24 protein-coding genes are annotated in these 21,116 nt (G+C 68.3%); 14 read left to right on the forward strand and 10 right to left on the reverse strand.

Annotated elements, in window-relative coordinates; all coding sequences use genetic code 11:
• Positions 1 to 98: 98 nt before the first annotated feature.
• The 3 genes from L2Y94_RS16180 to purT all read right to left on the reverse strand — a co-directional run bounded on the left by L2Y94_RS16180 (position 99) and on the right by purT (position 3,928).
• Positions 99 to 932 carry an SDR family oxidoreductase gene (locus tag L2Y94_RS16180; RefSeq protein WP_247369093.1) on the reverse strand — a complete coding sequence of 278 codons (834 nt, stop codon included), beginning with the start codon at positions 930 to 932 and terminating at the stop codon, positions 99 to 101.
• A gap of 7 nt (positions 933 to 939) precedes the next feature.
• A complete protein-coding gene (locus tag L2Y94_RS16185) occupies positions 940 to 2,667 on the reverse strand; it encodes a hypothetical protein (protein ID WP_247369096.1) in 1,728 nt (575 codons plus the stop codon).
• A 79-nt stretch (positions 2,668 to 2,746) separates the two neighbouring features.
• Positions 2,747 to 3,928, reverse strand: coding sequence for a formate-dependent phosphoribosylglycinamide formyltransferase (gene purT, locus L2Y94_RS16190; RefSeq protein ID WP_247369114.1), 1,182 nt, complete (start codon positions 3,926 to 3,928; stop codon positions 2,747 to 2,749).
• A gap of 138 nt (positions 3,929 to 4,066) precedes the next feature.
• Between purT and L2Y94_RS16195 the strand changes: the two genes are divergently transcribed.
• Positions 4,067 to 5,569: a transglutaminase-like domain-containing protein gene (locus L2Y94_RS16195; RefSeq protein WP_247369117.1), complete on the forward strand. Its 1,503-nt coding sequence runs from the start codon at positions 4,067 to 4,069 to the stop codon at positions 5,567 to 5,569.
• On the opposite strand, the gene L2Y94_RS16200 is transcribed toward L2Y94_RS16195, so the two are convergent.
• Complete coding sequence (locus tag L2Y94_RS16200; protein WP_247369120.1) at positions 5,570 to 5,956, reverse strand: DUF423 domain-containing protein; 387 nt, start codon at positions 5,954 to 5,956, stop codon at positions 5,570 to 5,572. It abuts the gene before it with no gap.
• A 58-nt stretch (positions 5,957 to 6,014) separates the two neighbouring features.
• Between L2Y94_RS16200 and L2Y94_RS16205 the strand changes: the two genes are divergently transcribed.
• Both L2Y94_RS16205 and L2Y94_RS16210 read left to right on the forward strand, forming a co-directional pair.
• On the forward strand, positions 6,015 to 6,632 hold the full coding sequence (locus tag L2Y94_RS16205) for an SCO family protein (protein WP_247369123.1): 618 nt from the start codon (positions 6,015 to 6,017) through the stop codon (positions 6,630 to 6,632).
• A complete protein-coding gene (locus L2Y94_RS16210; protein WP_247369126.1) occupies positions 6,629 to 7,081 on the forward strand; it encodes a copper chaperone PCu(A)C in 453 nt (150 codons plus the stop codon). The genes L2Y94_RS16205 and L2Y94_RS16210 overlap by 4 nt, the downstream gene beginning before the upstream one ends.
• A 97-nt stretch (positions 7,082 to 7,178) precedes the next feature.
• Here L2Y94_RS16210 and L2Y94_RS16215 read toward each other — a convergent pair whose 3' ends face one another.
• From L2Y94_RS16215 to L2Y94_RS16225, 3 genes are read right to left on the reverse strand one after another with little or no spacing between them, the layout of a single operon-like run.
• On the reverse strand, positions 7,179 to 7,448 hold the full coding sequence (locus tag L2Y94_RS16215; RefSeq protein WP_247369129.1) for an acylphosphatase: 270 nt from the start codon (positions 7,446 to 7,448) through the stop codon (positions 7,179 to 7,181).
• Position 7,449: 1 nt separating this feature from the next.
• Complete coding sequence (locus L2Y94_RS16220; protein ID WP_247369131.1) at positions 7,450 to 7,917, reverse strand: TlpA family protein disulfide reductase; 468 nt, start codon at positions 7,915 to 7,917, stop codon at positions 7,450 to 7,452.
• Positions 7,914 to 9,182 (reverse strand): YihY family inner membrane protein, encoded by a 1,269-nt coding sequence (locus L2Y94_RS16225; RefSeq protein WP_247369134.1) that lies wholly within the window; start codon positions 9,180 to 9,182, stop codon positions 7,914 to 7,916. The genes L2Y94_RS16220 and L2Y94_RS16225 overlap by 4 nt, the downstream gene beginning before the upstream one ends.
• 83 nt (positions 9,183 to 9,265) lie before the next feature.
• On the opposite strand from L2Y94_RS16225, the gene wrbA reads away from it, so the two are divergent.
• The 4 genes from wrbA (at position 9,266) to L2Y94_RS16245 (ending at position 12,516) form a co-directional block, all read left to right on the forward strand.
• Complete coding sequence (wrbA, locus tag L2Y94_RS16230) at positions 9,266 to 9,868, forward strand: NAD(P)H:quinone oxidoreductase (protein WP_247369137.1); 603 nt, start codon at positions 9,266 to 9,268, stop codon at positions 9,866 to 9,868.
• Positions 9,865 to 10,206, forward strand: coding sequence for a DUF2069 domain-containing protein (locus tag L2Y94_RS16235; protein ID WP_247369140.1), 342 nt, complete (start codon positions 9,865 to 9,867; stop codon positions 10,204 to 10,206). The genes wrbA and L2Y94_RS16235 overlap by 4 nt, the downstream gene beginning before the upstream one ends.
• A 143-nt stretch (positions 10,207 to 10,349) precedes the next feature.
• Positions 10,350 to 11,984 carry an acyl-CoA dehydrogenase family protein gene (locus L2Y94_RS16240; RefSeq protein WP_247369143.1) on the forward strand — a complete coding sequence of 545 codons (1,635 nt, stop codon included), beginning with the start codon at positions 10,350 to 10,352 and terminating at the stop codon, positions 11,982 to 11,984.
• A 46-nt stretch (positions 11,985 to 12,030) separates the two neighbouring features.
• Positions 12,031 to 12,516: an asparaginase domain-containing protein gene (locus L2Y94_RS16245; protein ID WP_144909555.1), complete on the forward strand. Its 486-nt coding sequence runs from the start codon at positions 12,031 to 12,033 to the stop codon at positions 12,514 to 12,516.
• Positions 12,517 to 12,529: 13 nt separating this feature from the next.
• Here the strand turns inward: L2Y94_RS16245 and L2Y94_RS16250 are convergent, their stop codons facing one another.
• Both L2Y94_RS16250 and L2Y94_RS16255 read right to left on the reverse strand, forming a co-directional pair.
• Entirely contained in the window at positions 12,530 to 13,858 is a 1,329-nt protein-coding gene (locus L2Y94_RS16250) for a S8 family peptidase (RefSeq protein ID WP_247369146.1), read from the reverse strand.
• A gap of 250 nt (positions 13,859 to 14,108) precedes the next feature.
• The gene (locus L2Y94_RS16255) at positions 14,109 to 15,929 is read right to left on the reverse strand and encodes a M4 family metallopeptidase (protein WP_247369149.1); all 1,821 of its coding nucleotides are present in this window, start codon (positions 15,927 to 15,929) and stop codon (positions 14,109 to 14,111) included.
• 253 nt (positions 15,930 to 16,182) lie between these two features.
• Here L2Y94_RS16255 and L2Y94_RS16260 point away from each other — a divergent pair, with 253 nt between their 5' ends.
• Entirely contained in the window at positions 16,183 to 16,620 is a 438-nt protein-coding gene (locus L2Y94_RS16260) for a DUF4279 domain-containing protein (protein ID WP_247369152.1), read from the forward strand.
• A 79-nt stretch (positions 16,621 to 16,699) separates the two neighbouring features.
• On the opposite strand, the gene sufT is transcribed toward L2Y94_RS16260, so the two are convergent.
• The gene (gene sufT, locus L2Y94_RS16265) at positions 16,700 to 17,257 is read right to left on the reverse strand and encodes a putative Fe-S cluster assembly protein SufT (RefSeq protein WP_247369155.1); all 558 of its coding nucleotides are present in this window, start codon (positions 17,255 to 17,257) and stop codon (positions 16,700 to 16,702) included.
• Positions 17,258 to 17,415: 158 nt separating this feature from the next.
• Between sufT and L2Y94_RS16270 the strand changes: the two genes are divergently transcribed.
• The 6 genes from L2Y94_RS16270 (at position 17,416) to L2Y94_RS16295 (ending at position 20,961) form a co-directional block, all read left to right on the forward strand.
• On the forward strand, positions 17,416 to 17,859 hold the full coding sequence (locus L2Y94_RS16270) for a hypothetical protein (RefSeq protein WP_247369156.1): 444 nt from the start codon (positions 17,416 to 17,418) through the stop codon (positions 17,857 to 17,859).
• An 84-nt stretch (positions 17,860 to 17,943) separates the two neighbouring features.
• A complete protein-coding gene (locus tag L2Y94_RS16275) occupies positions 17,944 to 18,567 on the forward strand; it encodes an RNA polymerase sigma factor (protein WP_247369173.1) in 624 nt (207 codons plus the stop codon).
• Positions 18,564 to 18,938 (forward strand): hypothetical protein, encoded by a 375-nt coding sequence (locus L2Y94_RS16280; protein WP_247369175.1) that lies wholly within the window; start codon positions 18,564 to 18,566, stop codon positions 18,936 to 18,938. The genes L2Y94_RS16275 and L2Y94_RS16280 overlap by 4 nt, the downstream gene beginning before the upstream one ends.
• 5 nt (positions 18,939 to 18,943) lie before the next feature.
• A complete protein-coding gene (locus tag L2Y94_RS16285) occupies positions 18,944 to 19,480 on the forward strand; it encodes a DUF3106 domain-containing protein (protein ID WP_247369178.1) in 537 nt (178 codons plus the stop codon).
• Positions 19,481 to 19,501: 21 nt separating this feature from the next.
• Positions 19,502 to 20,074: a nitroreductase family protein gene (locus L2Y94_RS16290; RefSeq protein ID WP_247369180.1), complete on the forward strand. Its 573-nt coding sequence runs from the start codon at positions 19,502 to 19,504 to the stop codon at positions 20,072 to 20,074.
• On the forward strand, positions 20,062 to 20,961 hold the full coding sequence (locus L2Y94_RS16295) for a 5'-3' exonuclease (protein WP_425602409.1): 900 nt from the start codon (positions 20,062 to 20,064) through the stop codon (positions 20,959 to 20,961). The genes L2Y94_RS16290 and L2Y94_RS16295 overlap by 13 nt, the downstream gene beginning before the upstream one ends.
• Positions 20,962 to 21,116: the final 155 nt, after the last annotated feature.

The raw sequence follows: 21,116 nt of genomic DNA on the forward strand, positions 1-21,116 counted from the left end.
GCGGAAGAATCCTGGGGAAGAAGAGGGCTGCGGGGATGATAGGGGCAGCGGCAGGCGTCCATCTGAACGGACGCTGGCGGATCGGTGACATGACCGTGTCAGCCCGGGCGGCGCCAGGTGGAGGGATCGGGGCGAAAGGGCCGCGGATGGACGCCGAGAAGATTTTCCAGGTCGGTATTGTCGGCGATCAGGTCGCTATCGAGCCGTCCGACCGAGCCCTTGATCCGGGGCGATGCCAGCGCCGCCAGGCCAAGGACGACGCGCGGCAGCGGAAGGGGCAAGGTCATCGCGCCCACGCTGCGGCGCACGCGACGGAACATCTCGGTCGCCGTGAAGCGGTCGCCGCCGCCGATGGGAAACATATGGCCACGGGCCCGCGCGCATCCCAGGGCGGCGAACATCGCCTGGGCGATATCGTCGGCGTGCACGGGCTGCCGCCGCCCCTTGCCCATGGGGAAGGGGAAAATCCGGCGGCGAGCGCCGTCCCGCGCCATCGGCGTCAGGCTCCGGTCCATGCCCGCCCCGTAGACCAGCGTGGGCCGGAACACCGTCCAGGGCATGCCTCGCGAGGCGCAGGTGGCGGTCAGCAGGGTTTCCGCATCGCGCAGCACCTGCGCCAGCTCGCGCTCGGCCGGCACGTCGGAATGGCGCTTGGTCTCCGCGCTCATGGACGAGGTGGCGATCACGTGGGGATGTCCCTTGAGGTGTGTCGCGGAGAGCCATGCCGCCAGCCAGTTCAGCGGGCCGGTGCAGAGGATCGCGTCCAGGCGCGGCAACTCGGGCATCGCGTCGGGCAAGCCACCGCGAATCCACGAGGGATCGCCGGTCGGCGGGTTCCGGCTGAGCAGGAGCATGTCGATGCCCGCATCGCGCAACCGGGGTAGCAGGAAGTGACCGATCTGGCTGGAGGCGCCGATGACAAGAACCGTCATGCCGCGCTCAGCGTCCCGTCGCGATGCGTTCGTAGGTGCTTTGCAGGCGCGGATCGTCGGGCACGTAGCGGCGGGCGTGGTCGAGCGACTGGAAGGCGCCCTGGCGATCGCCCTGCGAGGCACGTTGCAGGGCGTTGTCGATCCATGCGCTGCCCAGGCGGTGGCGCATGTCGCCTTGCGAGGCATCGCCCGGCGCGAGGTCGGACAGCGTGGCGTAGAGGTTTTCGGCGCGACCGACATTGCCGCTCGCCACGGCCTGGGTCATGAGTTTCTCGACTTGCGCCGGCAAGGCCTGCAAGCCGGCGCGGGCGGTGGGATCGTTGCCGTCGATGGAGAGCGCGTTGCGATAGAGGTCGTAGGCGCTGTCTCCCGGCGGATCCATGATGTCGCCACGCGAGACGGCCTGCTGGGCACGACGCACGAGGTCGGCCACGCGGGCCTTCTGCTCGGGACTCACCGCCAGCGACGCTTCGGCGGTGTCGTCGCCACCGTCACTCGCGCGGGCGGCGGGCGATGCCGTGGGCGCGGCGCGCCGCGCGCCCACATCGGCACCACCGGCGATACGCGCCCGCGCCGCGGCCAGTTCGGCCGACTTGGGCGCGAGCTTGGCGGCTTCGTCGAGCAGGCGCGCCGCATGGTCGTCGTCTTCGCTGTCGATGGCCGCATTGGCCTGGACGATAAGGGCCTGGGCCACCTGTCCCAGCCCCGCCTTTGCATCGGCGTTGTCGGGATCGGCCGCGAGCGCGGCGCGGAAACGGGCCAGAGCCGTGTCGTCGCCGTCGCCGGTGAAGCGGCCCGCGCGCATGGCATCGTTGCCCTGCTGGACGAGCGCGGCGACCGCCTGGTCGTCCTGCTTGCGGCTCTCGGCGAGCGCGGCCCGCAGCGACGGGAGATCACCGTAGTTGGGCACCAGGATGGCGATGCGGTCGACCAACGCATTGGCCTTGGCCTTGTCGTTGGCCGCCATGGCCTGGCGCGCCTGGGCGGCCAGGCCGTCGCCGACCTTGTCGAGCCCGCGGGCGGCCACCGCGTTGCCCTTGTCGGCGTCGAGCGCGCGGCGGAAGAGCGGGCCGGCGCCATCGTCGCCGTCGAGGCGGCCGGCGGCGAGGGCATCTTGCGCCTGGCCGATCCAGGCTTCGGTCTGGGACTGCGGGTTGCGCGCCTTCGACAGGCGCTGGCCGAGTTGCTCCACGTCGGCGCCCCCACCGAGGAGCTCGCGGGCGACATTGAGCGCGGCTTCCGCTTCGTCGAGACGGCCGGCCGTGAGCGCGGCGTCGGCCCTGGCCACTTCGGCCTGCCCCACCCGGCGAAGTCCCTCGCGGGCCGGATCGCTGTCCGGCTGCTGGTCACGGGCCTTTTCGAAGAGTTCGCGGGCGCTGTCGCCGTTGGTGCCGTCGAGCTTGCCGGCCTGGAGCGCCTGATTGGCCTGGGTGAGCAGATCGTTGAGCTCGGTACGCGGCACCATGGTGCGCAAGCGATCCTGCTGCAGGTACAGCGCCGTGGCCGCGCCGATGAGCACGAGCACCAGCACCGGGATGAGCCAGCCACGCTTGCGCGGCTGCGGGCCGCGCGAGCGCGGCGGCGGCATGGCGGCGCGACGGCGCGGCTCGTCCACCACGATGTGCGGCAAGCCGTCATCGACAGGCGCCTGCGCGGGTGCGTCGAGGTCGTCGATCCGTCCGAGGGTCGGTTCGGTGCGTCCGTGATGGTCGTGCGTGTCTTTGCGTCCGCTCATGGGGTGGCGTCGTCCATAGGTGTGCCCGAGGTTAACCATTCGGGCGTGAACGGGTCTTGAGGGCTAACGCGAGAAATCCTCAGAGTTCCACGCGGATGCGGCTGGCCGCCCGTTTGGCTTTCTCCAGGGCCTCGTCCACCGTGGCTCCACGCGCCAGCGTCACCGCCATGCGGCGGCGGCCGCGCACCTCGGGCTTGCCGAAGATACGAAGCATGGTGCCGGTTTCGGCAAGCGCCTCCGCGATGCCGTGATAGGTCGGCGCGCTGCCCTCGCCTTCCACGAGCACGGCGCACGATGCCGCCGGGGCAAACGCATGGATCTCCGGCACCGGCAACCCGAGGATCGCCCGCGCATGCAGCGCGAATTCCGAGAGATCCTGCGAAATCAGCGTGACCAGGCCGGTATCGTGCGGCCGCGGGCTCACTTCGGAAAAGATGACCTCGTCGCCACGCACGAAGAACTCCACGCCGAACACGCCCCAGCCGCCCAGGGCGGCCGTGATGACGTCGGCCTGGCGTTCGGCGGAGGCGCGTGCGGCCGCGCTCATCGGCTGCGGCTGCCACGACTCGCGGTAATCGCCGTCTTCCTGGCGATGGCCGATGGGAGCGCAGAACGACACGCCGTCGCGATGGCGCACCGTGAGCAGCGTGATCTCGTAATCGAAGTCGATGAAACCCTCGACGATGACGCGCCCCCGCCCGGCGCGACCGCCCGACTGCGCGTATTCCCATGCGGCGTCGGCGTCTTCCACGCGGCGCACCACGCTCTGGCCCTTGCCCGAGGAGCTCATCACCGGCTTCACGACGCAGGGCGTGCCCAGTTCGGCGACGGCGGCGAGAAAGGCCTCGCGCGTGTCGCAGAAGCGGTAGGGCGATGTCGGCAGGCCGAGTTCCTCGGCGGCGAGACGGCGGATGCCCTCCCGGTCCATGGTGAGCCACGCGGCCCGCGCGGTCGGGATCACTTTCAGGCCCTGCTTCTCCAGTTCCACCAGCGTGGGCGTGTGGATCGCCTCGATCTCCGGCACCACCAGATGGGGCTTTTCCTTCTCGATGAGCGCGCGCAGCGCGGCGCCGTCGAGCATGTCGATCACGTGGCTGCGGTGCGCCACCTGCATGGCGGGTGCATTGGCGTAGCGATCGACGGCAACCACTTCGACCGCGAAGCGCTGCAGTTCGATCGCCACCTCCTTGCCGAGTTCGCCCGAGCCGAGCAGGAGCACTTTGAGGGCGTTGGAAGCGTGCGGCGTGCCGAAGGTATGCATGGAAGGGGTCCTGGGAAGAGGCCGACATTGTAGCCCGCGTCCGGCCGATCGCCGGACCGTATCGGCCATGAAGGCACTTGACTCCGCCGATGAACGTGGTGTGATGCGGTTGTCCCCATCCAACCCGGACGTACGCCCATGAGACGCTGCCTGGTCGTTCTCGCCGTACTGTCGTGCCTGGTCGCCGCCCCCGCGTCGGCCGAACGCCGCTGGATGACGGTCCTGCTCGATGGACGCAAGGTCGGCAGCCTGCAGATCGACCGCGACCTCGGCGACGAAGGCGTGACCACGACGCAGACGCTCGACTTGCGCCTGACCCGCATCAAGACGCCCCTGCAACTGCGCACCACGGTAAAGACCGTGGAATCCCCCGAAGGCGCGCCCCTGGCGTTCTATGCCAGCAGCAACATGTCGTCCAAGGAAAACCTCGTCGAAGGCCGCGTGCGACCCGACGGCGCGTTCCAGGTGGCCAACACCGTCGGCGGACAGTCGAAGGTCAACCTGCTGATCTGGCCCAGCGGTGCGTCGCTGGTCGAAGGCCAGCGGCTTGCCACCCTGGCGCACGGATTCAAGCCCGGCACCACGTACCAGGTGCGCAACTTCGATTCGGTGAAACAGCAGGTCGCCAACGTGCAGGTCGACGTGATCGGCGACGAAATCATCGAGATGCCGGACCAGAGCCGCGAAACGCTGCATCACCTGCGCCAGTCCCTGGTCAACGTGGAGGGCGCGCATCCGGTCGACGTCTGGGTGAACGACCAGGGTTACGTTCGTCGCGGCATCTCTCCGCTCCTGGGTTTTCGCCTGGAGATGGCCTCGTGCAGCGAGTCCTGCGCGAAAGCGCCCGACCAGGACGTCGACGTGCTGCGCGCCGCCATGATCGATTCGCCACGCCCGCTCACGCCGAATTTCCGCGCGGCGCCGATGCGCTACACCATTACCGTCAAAGGGGGCTTCCCGCATCCCTTCGTCGACACCGACGAGCAGCACGTGACCTCGCTCGGCGACGGCACCTTCGTCGTCGACGTGGGCTTCGCTCGCCGCGGCAAGGAAAGCGTGCCATCCGGCGACGACACTGCGCCGAGCCCCTGGGTGCAATCGGATTCGCCGCGCGTCGTGGAACTCGCGCGCTCGGTGGTCGGCGATGCGCGCAACGACCTGCAACGCATGCGCCGCCTGCGCGCCTGGCTATCGGATTACATCGATCGCAAGGGCCTCGACGTGGGCTACGCGTCGGCCCTGGAAACCCTCGACAGCCGGACGGGCGACTGCACGGAACACGCCGTGCTGCTTACCGCCCTCGCCCGCTCGCTGGGGATTCCCGCACGTGTCGTCACCGGTGTCGTCTACGTCGACCGTCTGGGCGGCGCATCCCGTGTCTTCGTCCCCCATGCGTGGTCGCAGGCTTTCGTCGACGGACGCTGGATCAGCTTCGATTCCGCCCAGCGTCGCTTCGACTCGACGCATATCGCGCTAGGCACCGGCAACGGCGACCCATGGCGCTTTTTCGCCGCGATGAGCACGCTGGGCCATATCCGGATCGACCGGGCCGTGCCCGCCTCGACCATTTTCGACCTGCCGCCGCCCTCCGGCGACGGCGGTAGCTTCGTCGGCGCGGCCGGTTCCGGCCCCGGACGCTGATCAGCCCACGCCGCGCCCTCGGATCAGCGCCCCACCGAGCGCCAGCCATCCGGCAATGAAGCAGAGCCCGCCGAACGGCGTGATCGCGCCCGTCCAGCGCGGCGCGCCCAGCGCCAGGGCGTAGAGGCTACCCGAGAACAACAGGATGCCCAGCGGAAAGAGCGCCAGCGCCGCCTTTCGCCAGCGGCCTTCGGGCAAGCCCACTGCCGCCACGAGCAGCGCGAGGGCATGCCAGAAATGGTACTCGACGCCGGTATGCCACACGGCCAGCGCATCCGCGCCGATGCGCGTGCGCAGGGCGTGGGCGCCGAAGGCGCCGAATGCCACGGCCGTGGCGCCGGTGACGGCGACGAGGAAGGCGATGGCGCCCGGGACACGTTGTCGCATCGGAAAGGATTCCCGTGGTTCGGCGTATGCTTCGAAAGGATATTTTGCGGAGTGTCGCATGAAGCCGTCTCTTTTCCGCCGGGTGACGCTGGCCCTGCTCGCTTTCGTCGCCGTGGCCTGCGTGGCCGGGTGCCAGCGCGAACCGCAGCCCGAGTGGCGGCTCAACGACGTGTCGGGCCACCTGCCCGACCTCGACTTCCACCTCGTCGACGACCACGGCAAGGCCGTGACCGGTGCCGACTACAAGGGCAAGGTCGCGGTGCTTTACTTCGGCTATACGCATTGCCCCGACGTGTGCCCGCTCACGCTCACGCAATTGCACGTGGTGCTCGGCAGGCTCGGTCCCGCCGCGGAGAACGTGCGCATCCTCTTCGTCAGCGTGGATCCCAAGCGCGACACGCCCGACGTGATGCACGACTACGTCAATGCCTTCGACCCGCGCGCGGTCGGCCTGAGCGGTACCGATCCGGAGCTGGAAAAACTCGCCAAGCGCTATCGCTCGGCGTTCAGCCGCGAACCGGATCGCGGCGACGGCAACTACGAAGTGAGCCACAGCTCGGCGATCTACATCTTCGACGCGCAGGGCAAGGCCCGTCTGCTCGCCACGCCCTCGGCCTCACAGGACGACATCGTCCACGACCTCACCCTGCTGACTTCGCTGGAGCCCCGCTCGTGACGACGCGCTCGCTTGCTTTCGCCCTCACCCTCGTTCTCGCGGCGGGCGCCGCCCAGGCCGCCGACACCGCGCCGGTGAAAGCCGCCGACGGATGGCTGCGCGTATTGCCCGGCAGCCTGCCCGCGGGCGGATACGTGACGTTCGAGAACACCTCCGATCGCGCGCTGTCGATCGTCTCGGCGCAAAGCGGCGATTACGCCGACGCGATGATCCATCGCAGCAGCACCGAAGGCGGCATGGGCCGCATGGAGATGGTCGACAGCGTGCCGTTGCCGCCGAAGGCGAAAGTGGCCTTCACGCCGGGCGGTTACCATGTGATGCTGATGCGACCGAAGCATCCGGTGAAGGCGGGCGACACGGTCACCGTGACGTTCACGCTGTCGGACGGCGACACGCTGCCGGTCAAGCTGCTGGCGCGCCCGGCGAATGCGAACGGGCCGAAGGACTGAGCCTGTCGCCAGCGTGATTCGCCGATACGATCGACTCCCACCCCTTCGGTAGAAACCTTATTGCCAACGGGGCGGGGGCCGATGATATCGGCGAATTTCACTTCACGAGAAAATCCGAAGGCGCATCATGCGCGCCGATCTCCTCGCGAAACAATTCCTCGACCGTCGCCGACGGCGGCCCGTCGTGCAGCCACGCGTCGAGTTCGTCGAGGGCTTTCGCCTCGCCATAGGCCAGCACCTCCACGCTGCCGTCGATCAGGTTGCGCGCGTGCCCGGTGATCCCCAGCGCCACCGCCATCTCACGCGTTGACGCACGGAAAAACACGCCCTGCACCTTGCCCCTGACGATGAAGCGCGCCGCGTTCATGTCATTTCCCCGCGGCGATGGCGTCGCCCAGCTTCTTGCCGTCCACGCCACCGACGAAGCGCTTGGCGACGTGACCGTCCGGTGCGATGAGGAAGGAGGTGGGGAGACCCCTCGGCGTGCCGAAATCCTTCGGCGGCTCGGTGGGATCGACCTGGGCGATCGGGTAGACGACCTTGTGCGCCTCGAGGAAGGTCTTCACGTCGGCCACGTCGGTGTCCTCGAAGGCCAGGCCGATCGCGGTGACGTCCTTGCGCGACTTCACGAAGTTCGAGATGTCGGGCATTTCCTTGATGCAGGGCACGCACCAGGTGGCCCAGTAGTTCACGATCACCCATTTGCCGCGCTGGGCGGCGAGGTCGAATGCCTTGCCGTCCAGCGTGGTGACTTTCAGTTCGGGCATGGCCTCGGAAGCCAGGGCGGGAAGGGCGGCGAGAGCGAGCGTCGCGGCGGCGATCAGGCGCGAAATCATGCGGGGGAGTCCTCGGCGGGGGAACGCACGGTGGGGGGAGGAAAAAGTGTATCCAGTCGCGCACCCAGCGTCTCGTCCAGGGCCTGGGCGAGGCGATCCATCTGTTCGAGCAGGTCGGCGGGCAGATCGATGCCCAGGCGCGCCACCTGTTCGCGCGGGTGCAGCGGCAGGCGATAGTGCGTGCAACGGTAGACCCGCAGCAGCTCGGTGGCGTCGAGGCTGCGGCTGAGCAGCCAGCCCGTCTCGCCGCGCTGGATCATGTCGGCCTTCTGGAGGTCTTCGAAGTACGTGGCGATGTCCTTCGCCGGAAGATAGGGTTCTCCCAGCCGTACCGCCGCCGGCTCCACGCATTCGCCCGTGCGCTGGGCGTCGACGAAGTGGCGCAACACCACGAGCAGGCCGATGAACTCGGCCCCTTCGGGCAAGGCCTCGTGCGGTTTGACGTAGTCGAACGCGGAGATCGACGCCGCGATGGAAGCACCCAGGATCACGATGATCCAGGAGAGGTAGATCCACAGCAGGAAGATGGGGATGGCCGCGAGCGCGCCGTAGATTTCTTCGTAATTGGGCGAGCGGCGGATGAACTGGGTGAAGCCCCAGCGGCCGATCTCGAACAGGATCGCGCCGAGCAAGGCGCCGATGGCGGCGTGCCGCCACGATATGCGCCGGTTGGGCACCATCGTGTACATCAGCATCAGCGTGACGAAGGTGATCACGAAAGGCAGCACGTTGAGCAGGCCGGAACCCGTCGCCAGCTGGTCGGCCGCCTGCTGGAGCATGGGCATGGCCGTGAGATAGGACGACAGCACCAGGCCGCCGACGACGAGGATCGGGCCCAGGGTAAGCGCGGCCCAATACAGCAGAAGCCGCGATGTCCAGCCGCGTGACTGGCGCACGCGCCAGATGCGGTTGAGGCGATCCTCGATGCTGATCATCATCGACACGGCGCTGAACAGCATCACCAGCACGGAAATGCCCGTGAGCTGGCTGGCCTTGTCGGCGAAGGCGAGCATGTATTCCTGGATCTTCGCCCCCGTGGCGGGCACGAAGTTCTGGAAGGCGTAATCGGCGAGGCTGCCGCGCCACTCGGCGAACACGGGAAAGGCCGAGAGGATGGCGAACACGGCCACCGTCAACGGCACCAGCGAGACCAGCGTGGTGTAGGAGAGCGCGCCGGCGGTCTCGAAGCACTTGTCGTCGACGAAGCGCTGCCAGGTGAAACGGGTGAAACTCAGGGCGCGGTCGCGATCGAAGCGCAGCGGCATGGCATCCTTCTTTTTTCCCGACCGATTGGGAACAGGGGGCGTGTTCTGCGAGACTTGGCGCCATTCGCAAACGGCGGCCATCCATGTCCCACGACGTTCTCGTACTCTACTACAGCCGCAACGGCCACACGGCCCAGCTCGCCCGCCTCGTCGCCCGCGGCGTCGAAGAGGTGCCCGGCATGCGCGCCCGGCTGCGCCAGGTGCCCCCCGTGGCGCCGGTCACCGAAACGGCCATGCCGCCGGAACCGGAGGAAGGCGCGCCCTACGTCACCCGCGACGACCTCGTCGAGTGCGTGGCCCTCGCCATGGGCAGTCCCACCCGCTTCGGCAACATGGCCGCGCCGCTGAAGCACTTCCTCGACACCACGGGCGCGGAATGGGCCTCGGGTGCGCTGGCGGGCAAGCCCGCCGCGCTGTTCACCTCCACCAGCACGATGCACGGCGGCCAGGAATCCACTCTGCTGTCGATGGCCTTGCCGCTGCTCCACCACGGCATGCTGCTGGTCGGCATTCCGTTCACGGAGCCCGCCCTCAGCAGCACCGTCAGCGGCGGCACGCCGTATGGCGCCAGCCACGTCGCCGGCCATCGCGGCGACCAGGCCATCACCGATCACGAGCGCGAACTGGCCCGCGCGCTCGGCAAGCGGCTGGCCGACGTGGCGCGACGGCTGGGCACCCCCGCATGACACCGATGCAGAAGACCGGCCTGGCCGCCTGGGTCGGTCTGCTGGCCGTGCAGGCGCTCTGGTATTCGCTCTATGCGCCCGTGTCGATCCCGCGCTGGGTGGCCTTCGCGCTCACCGTGCCGCCGCTCCTGCTGCCGCTGCTCTCGCTGCCGCGGATCAATCGCGCGTTGCTGTGGGTGGGAATTCTTTCGTTGTTCTACTTTTGCCACGGGGTATCGGAGGCGTGGAGCTCCACCGGGGATCGGTGGCTGGCGTGGCTGGAAATCCTTTGTACGCTGCTGTTGATCGGGGCGCTGGGGGCCAGCGTTCGGAAAACGCCGGGGAGCACGAGGCGATAATCCAACGCGTCGCCGTGGGCACAGGCCTGCGGCGATGCATGAGGTTGTCGCGAAAGCGCTGAAGCGAATGCTGCGCAGCGTCTCGACCCGAAGCGATCGATAGGCGCACCCTAGTAGCGACCACCGGAACCGAGAGGACGCACATGGGCTTCCTGCAGGATTCGCCGCGACTGGCACATCCGTTCCATACCGACCGGGTGCTCGGCGCATGGCTGTCGAACGTGCTGCCGCGGGAGCGCCTCGCCGCCGCCACGCCCGACCTCGCCGCCCTCGGCGACTACGCCGTCGACGCCTGGGAACGCCGCCAGCGCACGCCTCGTACGGAGCCGATCCTCACCCAATGGGACGCCTGGGGCGCCCGCGTCGATCGCATCGCCCTGACGCCCGCCTGGGACGACGGCCCCCACGTCACCACGCGCCACGCCGTGCTCGCCGCTGGCCACGACGCGTCGCCCCATGCCCGCATCGAACAGTTCGCCCGGGTCTATCTCTATCACGTCGCCAGCGAGTTCTACTGCTGTCCCTTGGCGATGACCGACGGCGCGGCCACGGCGATACGCGCTTCCGGCAACGCCGCACTGATGGAACGCGCCCTGCCCCGCTTCCTCAGCCGCGACGCATCCACCTTCTGGCTTTCCGGCCAGTGGATGACCGAAACGCCCGGCGGGTCCGACGTGGGGCGCACCGAAACCGTGGCCCGTCGCGACGACGATGGACAGTGGCGCCTGCACGGCCGCAAGTGGTTCAGCTCCGCCGTGGTCGGCGAGGTGGCCCTCGCCCTTGCGCGCCCGGAAGACGCCGGGCCGGGCACCTCGGCGCTCGCGCTGTTCTACGTCGAAACCAAGGACGCGCAGGGGCGCTGGCAGGGCGTGACCATCGATCGCCTGAAGAAGAAGCTCGGCACGCACGAGTTGCCCACCGCGGAAATCCACCTCGACGGCCTGCCCGCCACCCCGCTGGGCGAACTCGCCCATGGCGTGCGCCAGGTGGCTCCCATGCTCAACATCACGCGCACATGGAACGCCGTGTGTGCCGTCGCCAGCATGGCCCGCGCCATCGCGCTCGCACGCGATTACGCTACGCGACGCAGCGCGTTCGGCGCCAGGCTCGCCGACCAGCCGTTGCATCTGCGTACGCTCGCGGACATGCAGGCCGAATTCGAAGCGGCTTTTTCGCTCACCTTCCACGTGGCCGGCCTGCTGGGTCGCGTCGAACAAGGCGAGGCCGCTCCGCACGACACGGCCTTGCTTCGCCTGCTCACGCCGCTGGCCAAGCTGTGGACGGCGAAAGTGTCGATCCGGATCACCTCCGAAGCGCTCGAATGCTTCGGGGGCGCGGGCTACATCGAAGATACCGGCCTGCCCCAGTTGTTGCGCGACGCGCAGGTCTACGCGATATGGGAAGGGACCACCAACGTGCTTTCCCTCGACATGCTGCGCGCGCTCGGCGCCACCGGCGTCGAACCGCTGCGCCAGGCGGTGGACACGCTCGTTCCGACGGACGCCCCCGAACGGCACGCCATCGTCGCGTCACTCGATGCCACCGAGGCCCTGCTCGGCGAGGTCTCGGCCGACCGGGCAGCGCTCGAAGCATCGGCGCGCGGCATCGCCTTCACCCTGGCACGCACGATGGCCGCGGCCCTCCTCGTGCGTTCGGCCGACTGGGGACTCTCCGCGGGTGATCCGAGGCCCGCGGCGGCGTGCCGCCGGTTCCTCGCCCACGGCCTCGACCGCCTGGCCTTGCCCGCCGGGGACGACGATGCGCTGCTGGCGGGGTGAGGTCGGGTAGACTATCGCCCCCGCTACGCCCACCCCCGGATCGCCCATGCAGAACCTCACCATCGTCACCACCGGCGGCACGATCGACAAGGTCTACTTCGACGACAAGTCGGACTACCAGATCGGTGCGCCGCAGATCGGCGAGATCCTCGAGCAATTGGGCGTAGCGTTTCGCTTCGACGTGATTCCCATCCTGCGCAAGGACAGCCTCCACGTCACCGACGAAGACCGGGCGCTCATCCGCAGCACCATCGAAGCCCAACCGCATCGCCACGTGCTGGTCACGCACGGCACCGACACCATGGTGGAAACCGCGCGCGTGCTCGACGGCATCCCCGGCAAGGTGATCGTGCTCACCGGTGCGCTGAACCCGGCGCGGTTCCAGGGGTCCGACGCCGTGTTCAACATCGGCTGCGCCGTCGGCGCGGTGCAGACGCTGGCCGACGGCGTCTACATCGCCATGAACGGACGCGTGTGGGATCCGAAAACGGTACGCAAGAACCGCGACGCGAACCGCTTCGAAGCCGTCTGAGTCCGATCGGCGGCTAACGCACTTCGTTGCGGCGCACGAGGTCTTCCTCCACCGCGTCCACCGTGGCGCCCGCGTCCATCACGCCCGCGCCGCATCCTTTCGGGCAGCGCCCCTGTAGCGGACGCGCGTTGTCCACGAGCTGCCGGGTGATCTCGTCCACCGTGATGTCCGGATCCACCGAGCGCATCAGGGCCACGAGCCCGGACACCAGGGGCGCGGCCATCGACGTACCCGACGCGTAGCCGAAGGCCGCGCGCAAGCGCTGGCGATCGCCCGAGTCGACCGTGGAAAGGATGTCGTTCGCCTGCACGCCCGAGCCCGAACCGCCCGGTGCGGAGAGCGTCAGGCCATCGCCATGGTTGGAATACCACGCCTGTGCGCCGTCATGCGCCAGCGCGCCCACGGAGATCACTCCAGGGCAGTTGGCGGGCGAAGAGGCTGATGCCTTGATGCCGTCGTTACCGGCCGCGGCCACCACGGCGGTGCCGCGCCGGCGTGCGCCGTCGATGGCGTCGGCCATCGACGCGCCGCAGGCGGAGATGCCGCCCAGACTGAGGTTGATCACGTCGGCGCGACGCTCGGGCGGCGCGACGCCCGGCACGCTGCCACCCGAGGCCCAGGTGATGGCGTCGATCACGTCGGATTCCCAGGCGCCGCAACGGCCGAGCACGCGCACCGGTAGCAGCATGGCTTCCGGGGCGACGCCGACGATGCCTTCGCGGTTGTTCGCCGCCGCCACGGCGAGGCCGGCCACGTGGGTGCCGTGCCAGGAGGATTTCCTGGCCAGCGTCCCGACGCACTGGCCAGGCTCGATCCAGTCGCCCTCGTCGGTAGGGTCGTCGTCGCGTCCGTCGCCGTCCCGGGCCTCCTCGGCGTCCGACAGGAAGTCGTAACCCGGTAGCAGGCGCCCGTCGAACTCCGCGTGCGGCACGATGCCGGTATCGAGCACGGCGACCACCGCATCGGCACCTCGCGTGTATTTCCAGGCCACCTCGGCATCGGTGCCATAGCGCGGATGATGCAAGTACCACTGGCGCTTCCACAGCGGATCGGACACCGTCATGGGGTAAAGGCGCCTGTCTTCCTCGACGCGGACCACGCCCGGAAGCGCCGCGAGCGATTCGACGGTGGCCCCGTGCAGTTCGAACAAGGCATCGCCCGTGGCCAGTCGGCGGACCATGCGCATGGGGCCCGGTGCCGAACGACGCGCGCGCGCCGAATGCGGCGTCGACGAAGGCGTGTAGCCCTCGGCGAAACGGACGATGTAACGGGTGGCGGCGTGACTGGTGAGGGAGCACACCAGCAGACCAAGGCATAGGGAACACGACACGGAACGACGCATGGGACCGACCTTCAATGACGCGGCTTCGCCGCAGGTCGGGTCACGGTAGGCAGCATCGTTTTACGCAGCCAGACTCAACCGCCCGACGGATCTTGCCAGCATTCGAAGCGATCGCCGCGCAGGCATCGCGGACACGGCCCGCTTGCACTCCTTCGATAGACGATCTGCCGAAAAATCCGTTGGCCTGAAACGAGAAACCCTCCGGTAGCCACGCTACCGGAGGGCTGGGAGCCGATCGTATCGGCGATGCTTACTGCGTGGCCTTCACGCTGACGCCCGAGTACGACGAGTAGCCGCGCACCTGCACGTAGTACGTACCGGCGGTCGTGACGTTGATGGTGCACGTCTCGTTATTGCCGGTGAGGTACGGACGGCAGTCGTAGGCCGTCGTGGTCGGGGCGGAGCCCTTGCGCACGTAGAGGTCGGCGTCGCCGGTGCCTCCGCTCATCGTCACGGTGAGCGTCTTGTTCGCCGCGGCCGAAAGGGTGAAGTTCTGCACGCTGCCGCTCGCGCCGGACAGCCCCGTCTTGTTCAGCAGCACCGTGCCGCCACCGCCGCCCGAGCAGCTCACGCCGACCGTGCTGAACGCGGAGACGACATCCGCCGAGCTGAAGCCGAGGTCGGTGGCCGCCGTGGCGACGCCGCACGAGCCGCTGTTGAACGTGGAGTTGGCCTGCCAGTACAACGCATTGGCGCGGGCGAACGCCTGGAACGCCTTCTGCGTGTTCCAGCCCGATTTGTGCGCCAGCAGGTAGAACGCCCGGTTGTACACGCCCGAGGAATAATGCACGTCCAGGCCGTTGTAATACTGGCTGGCGTTGTCGATCGACGCGCCGTCCTGCGAGGGCGTCTGCATGTAGCGCAGCGCGCCGTTGCCCTTGAAGATTTCCGGGCCGACGAGGAAGTCGTTGCTGCCCCGGTCGTAATACTCGGCCGCTTCGCCGGCGATGTCCGAATAGGCCTCGTTCATGCCGCCCGACTGGCCGCTGTAGGTGAGGTTCGAGTGCTGCTCGGTGTAGCCGTGGCTGATTTCGTGCGAGGTCACGTCCAGCGCCACCAACGGGTAGAAGGTGGTCGCGCCGTCGCCGAAGGTCATCGAGGTGCCGTCCCAGAAGGCGTTCTCGTAACTGTTGCCGTAGTGCACCTTCATGAGCAGCACCTGGTTCAGCGGCGGCGCGCCGGTGTAGGCCTGGTACATGTCGTGCACCACGCCACCGAAGTGGTGGGCGTCGTTGATGGGGCCATAGGCGCCGTTGACCGCGTCGCCGCTCGAGTTGCCCACGGGGGTGCTGCTATTCGGGCACGAGAACGTCCACAGCGTGCCGCTGCCCGACGTGGCGTGGTTCATGTTGTAGGTACGCACGTTGGTGTTCTGCATCGTGCAGCTGCTGCCCGACTTGGTGACGTCCAGGTACGGCAGGCTGTTCGCGCCCCAGGTGTACTGCCCGACCTTCTGGTTACCGCCCGGGCCGGTCGCGCTCGCGTAGGCGAGGCCGTCCCACTGGTCGACGATTTCGCCGGTGTTGGCATCGATGATCGCCGTCGGCCGGGTCGGATGATCTCCGCCGGAGAAGAACGAGGTCAGGTATACCAGCCGTGCCGGCGCGCCGTCCTGCGGGTAGACGTAGAGTTCCGCCTTGGCGTTCTCCGGCTTCACCAGGCCCTTCACGAATGAACTCGACTGCTTGGCGAGCAAGGCCAGCGCCTGGTCCTGTCCGAAGCGCGGCGTGACCGAGGCGATGTCCACCTGCAGGTCGGCCGAGACCACGCCGTTGGCGACGAGGGCATTGCCCTGCGCATCCTGTTCCACGGCGACGGTGTGACCGAAGACGGGCACGCCCTTGAAGGTCTGCTGCATGCGCACCGTGGTGGTGCCACGGACCGTGGGGGCCGACGCCGTCGCGACGAAGCCGTTATCGGCCGACAGGCCGAGCCGCGCGCTCAGTTGCGACACCGGCGCATTGCCCAGGCCCTGCGAACGCAGCGCCTGCTGGGTGGCGGCCGTGGCGACCGAGGTGGCCGCGATGGCCAGGGATGCGACGAGGAGTTTCAAGCGAAGATGACTTGCCATGACGTTCTCTCCCGGGAAAGAGCCGCACGACGCCGTTGCAGTCGTGACGACCACATTCCTTATCGTTATGAAGTCGCGCCGGAGCGCGATGCCCGTAGTGTTCGATCGACCCGCGGCCTCCCCGCCGCGAGTCATGGCGAACCTAGCGCAAGTCTTCACGACGCACTACCTAGGGATTTCCCTAGATCGCCGAAAAAAGCGATGCTACGCACGAAAACCGGGGGATCGACTTGCCGAAAGGGGGCGTAACTTCATGACCGACGCTGTGGTCCACGACATCGACGAGGGCATCGACCTCCATGCACCGCGCGTGCGGGCGTCGTTCCGGCTCACCTCCGAACGGCACCTGCTCGACGGCCTTCGGGACGAACTGGCCATCGACGGGGCGTTGAGCTGGCAGAAGGGCGATCCCGACGCCTCCCGCGGCCAGCAACGGCGCATGCACGGCTGGAGCCTGACGTTGCCGGACGCCCCGAGCTATTCGGCCGATACGGCGCTTTCCGAATTGCTCCTGGCGTTGGCGCCGAAACGCGAGGAAATCGTCCACGCCATCCGCTCGATGGAGCTGGATGCGCGCGTGTGCATCGAGGTGACCATGACGGCGGGGCACCCGCCGGCGTTGCATTGCACGCCGGCGACGATCGCGGCGATCGCTTCGTATGGGGCGGCGGTGAGCGTGGTTTTCGAATAAGCGCGTTCGCCTGCCTGAGCGTACAGGCGCTGGATTCCTGCGTACGCAGGAACCCGGGGCGATGAGGCAGGGGATCGCGTCAGAGCATCCCCGTCTCGAGCTTCGCCGCATCCGACATCATCGAATGGTTCCACGGCGGATCGAACACGAGGTCGACGTCGGCTTCCATCACCGTCGGAATCATTTCCAGCTTGGTGCGCACGTCGTCGACGAGGATGTCGCCCATGCCGCAACCCGGGGCGGTCAGCGTCATCTTCACGTAGGCCTTGCGGCCGCCTTCCTCGCCGGATTCCAGGCTCACGTCGTAGACCAGGCCCAGCTCGACGACGTTGATGGGAATCTCCGGATCGAAGCAGGTGCGCAGCTGCTGCCAGACCAGCTTCTCCACGTCGTCGTCCGAGGCGTTTTCCGGCAGTTCGATGGGCCTGGGCGGCTCCTTGCCCAGCGCGTCGGCGTCGTTGCCGGCGATGCGGAACAGGTTGCCCTCCACGTACACCGTGAAACTGCCGCCGAGTGCCTGCGTGATGTAGCCGATCTGCCCGGCCGGGAGCGTCACCGTCTCGCCCTGCGGCACCATGACCGCCTGGCAGTCGCGCTCGAGGGTGAAGGGTTCGCTGCTGAGGCTGAAGCCGCTCATGGAAATCCTGTGGGTGGCCGCGCGCGGCCGCAAAGTCGTCGATTATGCGCCCGCGGCCGCGCGCGGTTAAGTATTTTCCCAAGGTCGGGGCGCCAGGGCCACGCCTCAAGGGCGCCAGCGGCTATGATGGATGCTTTGCGTCGTTGCCTGCCCCTTTCATGCCCGAACGCCTTCGCCGTCTCCTCAACCTGCTGTTCGGCCTCCTGTGTTCCGCGATGTTCGGCCTCGCGGCGGGCGCCTTCTGGGTATTGCCCACCCTATTCACCGGCCGCTCGATGCCCGCCCTGGCCCTGCCGATCGGCTGGCTGCTGGGTATCACGGTGCGCCGCTGGCTGCGTTTCGACGGCTGGACCGGCGCCGCGCTGGCGGCGCTCGCGACGGTGGTGGCGGCGATCTACGCCGCCTGCCTGACGGTGGGGGCCATGCTTTCGGGTGCGATGAACGTGGGCTTCGCCCAGGCCCTGGTCGACGCCGGCACCGACATGCTGCTGGACCTGGCCCGTTTGGCCCAGGGGCCCACCGACATCGCCCTCTACGTCGCCGGCGCCCTGCTCGCGGCGATGACGGCGCTGCCCGTCGGCCGTCGGCTTCATCGTTCATAAATGCCGAATTCCACACCATCCCCGCAAGAAATCCCGTCAACCGGGACCCGTCGATCGCGTTTAGCGGAGTGAACCGAAGGTCGTATGGAGCACGAGGATGGCAAGAACGACGAAGCGGAGGATGCCGTGAGCGGCTCGCTCGCGCTCGACACCGCCTCGCTGGACGATGCGCGGGACGTTCCGGCGAACATGGACGCCTTTCTGGCGGCCATCGAGCGGCGCGCCTGGCGTATGGCCGAAATCCACCTGGGCAACCGTGACGACGCGCTCGATGCCGTGCAGGACGCCATGCTGCGCCTGGTGCGGCACTACGGCGGCAAGCCGGCCGTCGAGTGGACGCCGCTGTTCTGGGGCATCCTGCGTCGCCGCATCGTCGACCTGCAGCGCCGCCGCAAGGTGCGCTCGATCGTGGTCGGCTGGATCGGCGGCGGTCGCGACGACGATGGCGACGAACTGCCCAGCTGGGATCCCGCCGACGACGCGCCCGACCCTTCGGCCCGCCTGCAGGATTCGCAGGCCTATGGCGATATCGTCGAGGCGCTTCGCCGGTTGCCGAGGCGGCAGCGCGAGGCCTTCACCCTTCGCGTGATGGAAGGTCTCGACGTCGCCGAGACCGCCGCCGCGATGGGCTGTTCCGACGGTAGCGTGAAAACCCACCTTTCGCGCGCGATGCATGCGCTGCGCGACCAACTGGAGGCATGGCGATGAGCCAGAACGATCGACACATCGAGCGTCGCGCACGGGAGCTCTACCTGCGCGCCAGCCGCGACGTGGATCCGGTCACCGCCGGCCGCCTGCGCGCCGCGCGGCGTACCGCACTGGCGTCGCCGCGCGACTCCCTCGCGCGCCGCCTGGCGATTCCCGCCGGTGCCTTCGCCATGATCGCCCTGGCCACGCTCATGGTCTGGCAGCCTGCCGGCTCCCCGTCCGCGCCGACCGCCTTCGGCGAACATGTGGTGGATACCGAGCCCAACGACCTGCCGCCGGATGCCGACAGCGCCGATCCGGCGCTCTACCAGGACCTCCAGTTCTACAGCTGGCTGGCCTACAACGACACGAAGCCCTCTTCCCGGGAATGATCCACATGCGCCGCCACCGTGCCGTCTTCGCCCTGATGCTCGCCCTCGCGATGCCGCTGGCCGCGACCGCGCAGGATCATCGCGCGCCGCCTCCGCCCGTCGGCGAGGAGGGCCCCCTGCCCCCGCCGCGCCCGTGGAAGCAGCTCACACCCGACGAGCAGGACATCCTCGCCCCGCTGGCGTCCGACTGGGACACCTTTCCCGCCGCTCGCCAGTCGCGCATGCTGGAAAAAGCCCAGCGCTGGCGTGGCCTGCCACCGGAACGCCGGGCACAGATCCGAGAGCGCATCGAGCGCTGGCAGCACATGACGCCCGAGGAGCGCGCGCAGGCGCGTGCCAACCGGCAGAAATTCCAGGACCTCAGCCCCGAACAGCGCGACAAGCTGCATGACGCCTTCGAGCGCTTCCGTAACCTGCCGCCCGAGCAGCGCCGTACGCTGATGGACAAGTGGCGCGACCAGACGCCCGAACAGCGCCGCCAATGGGTCGACAACCTGGGGCCGAACGACGCCGTTCCTCCCCCGCCGCCACCGGGGCATTGACACCGGAGGTAAGATGGGAAGATGAGCCCATCCCCTCTCGACATCCTCAACGATCGCCGTTCGGTGCCTTCGCGCCAGCTCGGCGAACCCGGTCCCGACGGCGCCACGTTGCGCCGCCTCATCGAGGCGGCCGTCCGCGTTCCCGACCACGGCAAGCTCGAACCGTTCCGCATCCGTGTCTTGCGCGGCGACGCCAAGCGCGAGTTCGGCCGCAAGCTGGCGAAGCTGGCGGTGGAAGCCAACCCCGATCTGTCCGACGCCAAGCGCGAGAAAGAGCGCAATCGCTACGAACACGCGCCGCTGGTGCTGGTCGTCTCGGCGAAGATCGACGGCGACAGCAAGGTCCCCGAGATCGAGCAGACCGTCACCGCCGGCTGCGTGGCGTACAACCTGTTGCTCGGCGCGCAGGCGCTCGGCTTCGGCGCGCAGTGGCTCACCGGCTGGGCCGCCTACGATCGCCAGGTGGCGAAGCTGCTCGACATGAAGAAGAGCGAGCATATCGTCGGCTTCGTGCACGTGGGCACGCCCACCATGGAAGCACCCGAACGCGAACGGCCGTCGTACGACGACATCGTGAGCGTATGGGCGCCGTGAGCGGGGCCGACACCGTCCACCTGGTGGACGGCAGCCTGTACGTGTTTCGGGCGTGGCATTCCATGCCCGACGAATTCCACGACCACGACGGACAGCCGGTCAACGCCGTGCACGGGTTTACCCGCTTTCTCTGCGAGCTGCTCGAGCGCAGTCGCGCCGAGCACATCGCGGTGGCCTTCGACGCCTCGCTCACCACGTCGTTCCGCAACGCGATCTACCCCGCGTACAAGGCCAACCGTGACCTGCCGCCGCCCCAGCTGGAGCGACAGTTCGCGCTATGCCGCGAGATATCCGCGGCGCTGGGCCTCACCGTGCTCAACGACCACCGCTACGAGGCCGACGACCTGATCGGCAGCGCCTTGTGGGGGCTGCGCAGCCACGGCTTCCGCGGCGTGATCGTGTCGGCCGACAAGGATTTCGGCCAGCTCATCGGCGAACACGACGAGCAGTGGGATTTCGCGAAGAACCTGCGCTGGGGACCGTCCGGCGTCTTCGAGCGCATGGGCGTGCATCCGCACCAGGTGGCCGATTACCTCGCCTTGTGCGGCGACGCGGTCGACAACATTCCGGGCGTGCCTGGCATCGGCGCGAAGACCGCCGCCGCGCTGCTGGCCCATTTCGGCAGCCTCGATGCCATCCTCGAGCGCGTCGACGAAGTGGCCTTCCTGCGTATCCGCGGCGCGGCCTCCTGCGCGACGAAGCTGCGTGAGCACGCGGAGCAGGCATTGCTGTGCCGTCGCCTCACGCGCATCGCGCTGGATATCGCCGTGGCGGAAACGGCCGATGCGTTGAGCCGCAGGCAGGGCGATGCGTCCACGGTGGACGAACTCTGCGAGCGCATCCGCTTCGGGCCGATGACGCGGTCGCGGCTTCGGGCGCTGCTGTAGTCCCGTTCGCCGATACGATCGGCTCCCACCCCTCCGGTAGCAGCCTTTCTACCGAAGGGGTGGGAGCCGATCGTATCGGCGAATCCAGGTTACGCCACGGCAGGGTAGGCGTCCGTCACATCGCCGGGCTACCCTCGGAGGATACTTTCGCACTT

Origin of the sequence: Luteibacter aegosomatis, assembly GCF_023078455.1 — a bacterium.
Classification (GTDB): domain Bacteria; phylum Pseudomonadota; class Gammaproteobacteria; order Xanthomonadales; family Rhodanobacteraceae; genus Luteibacter; species Luteibacter aegosomatis.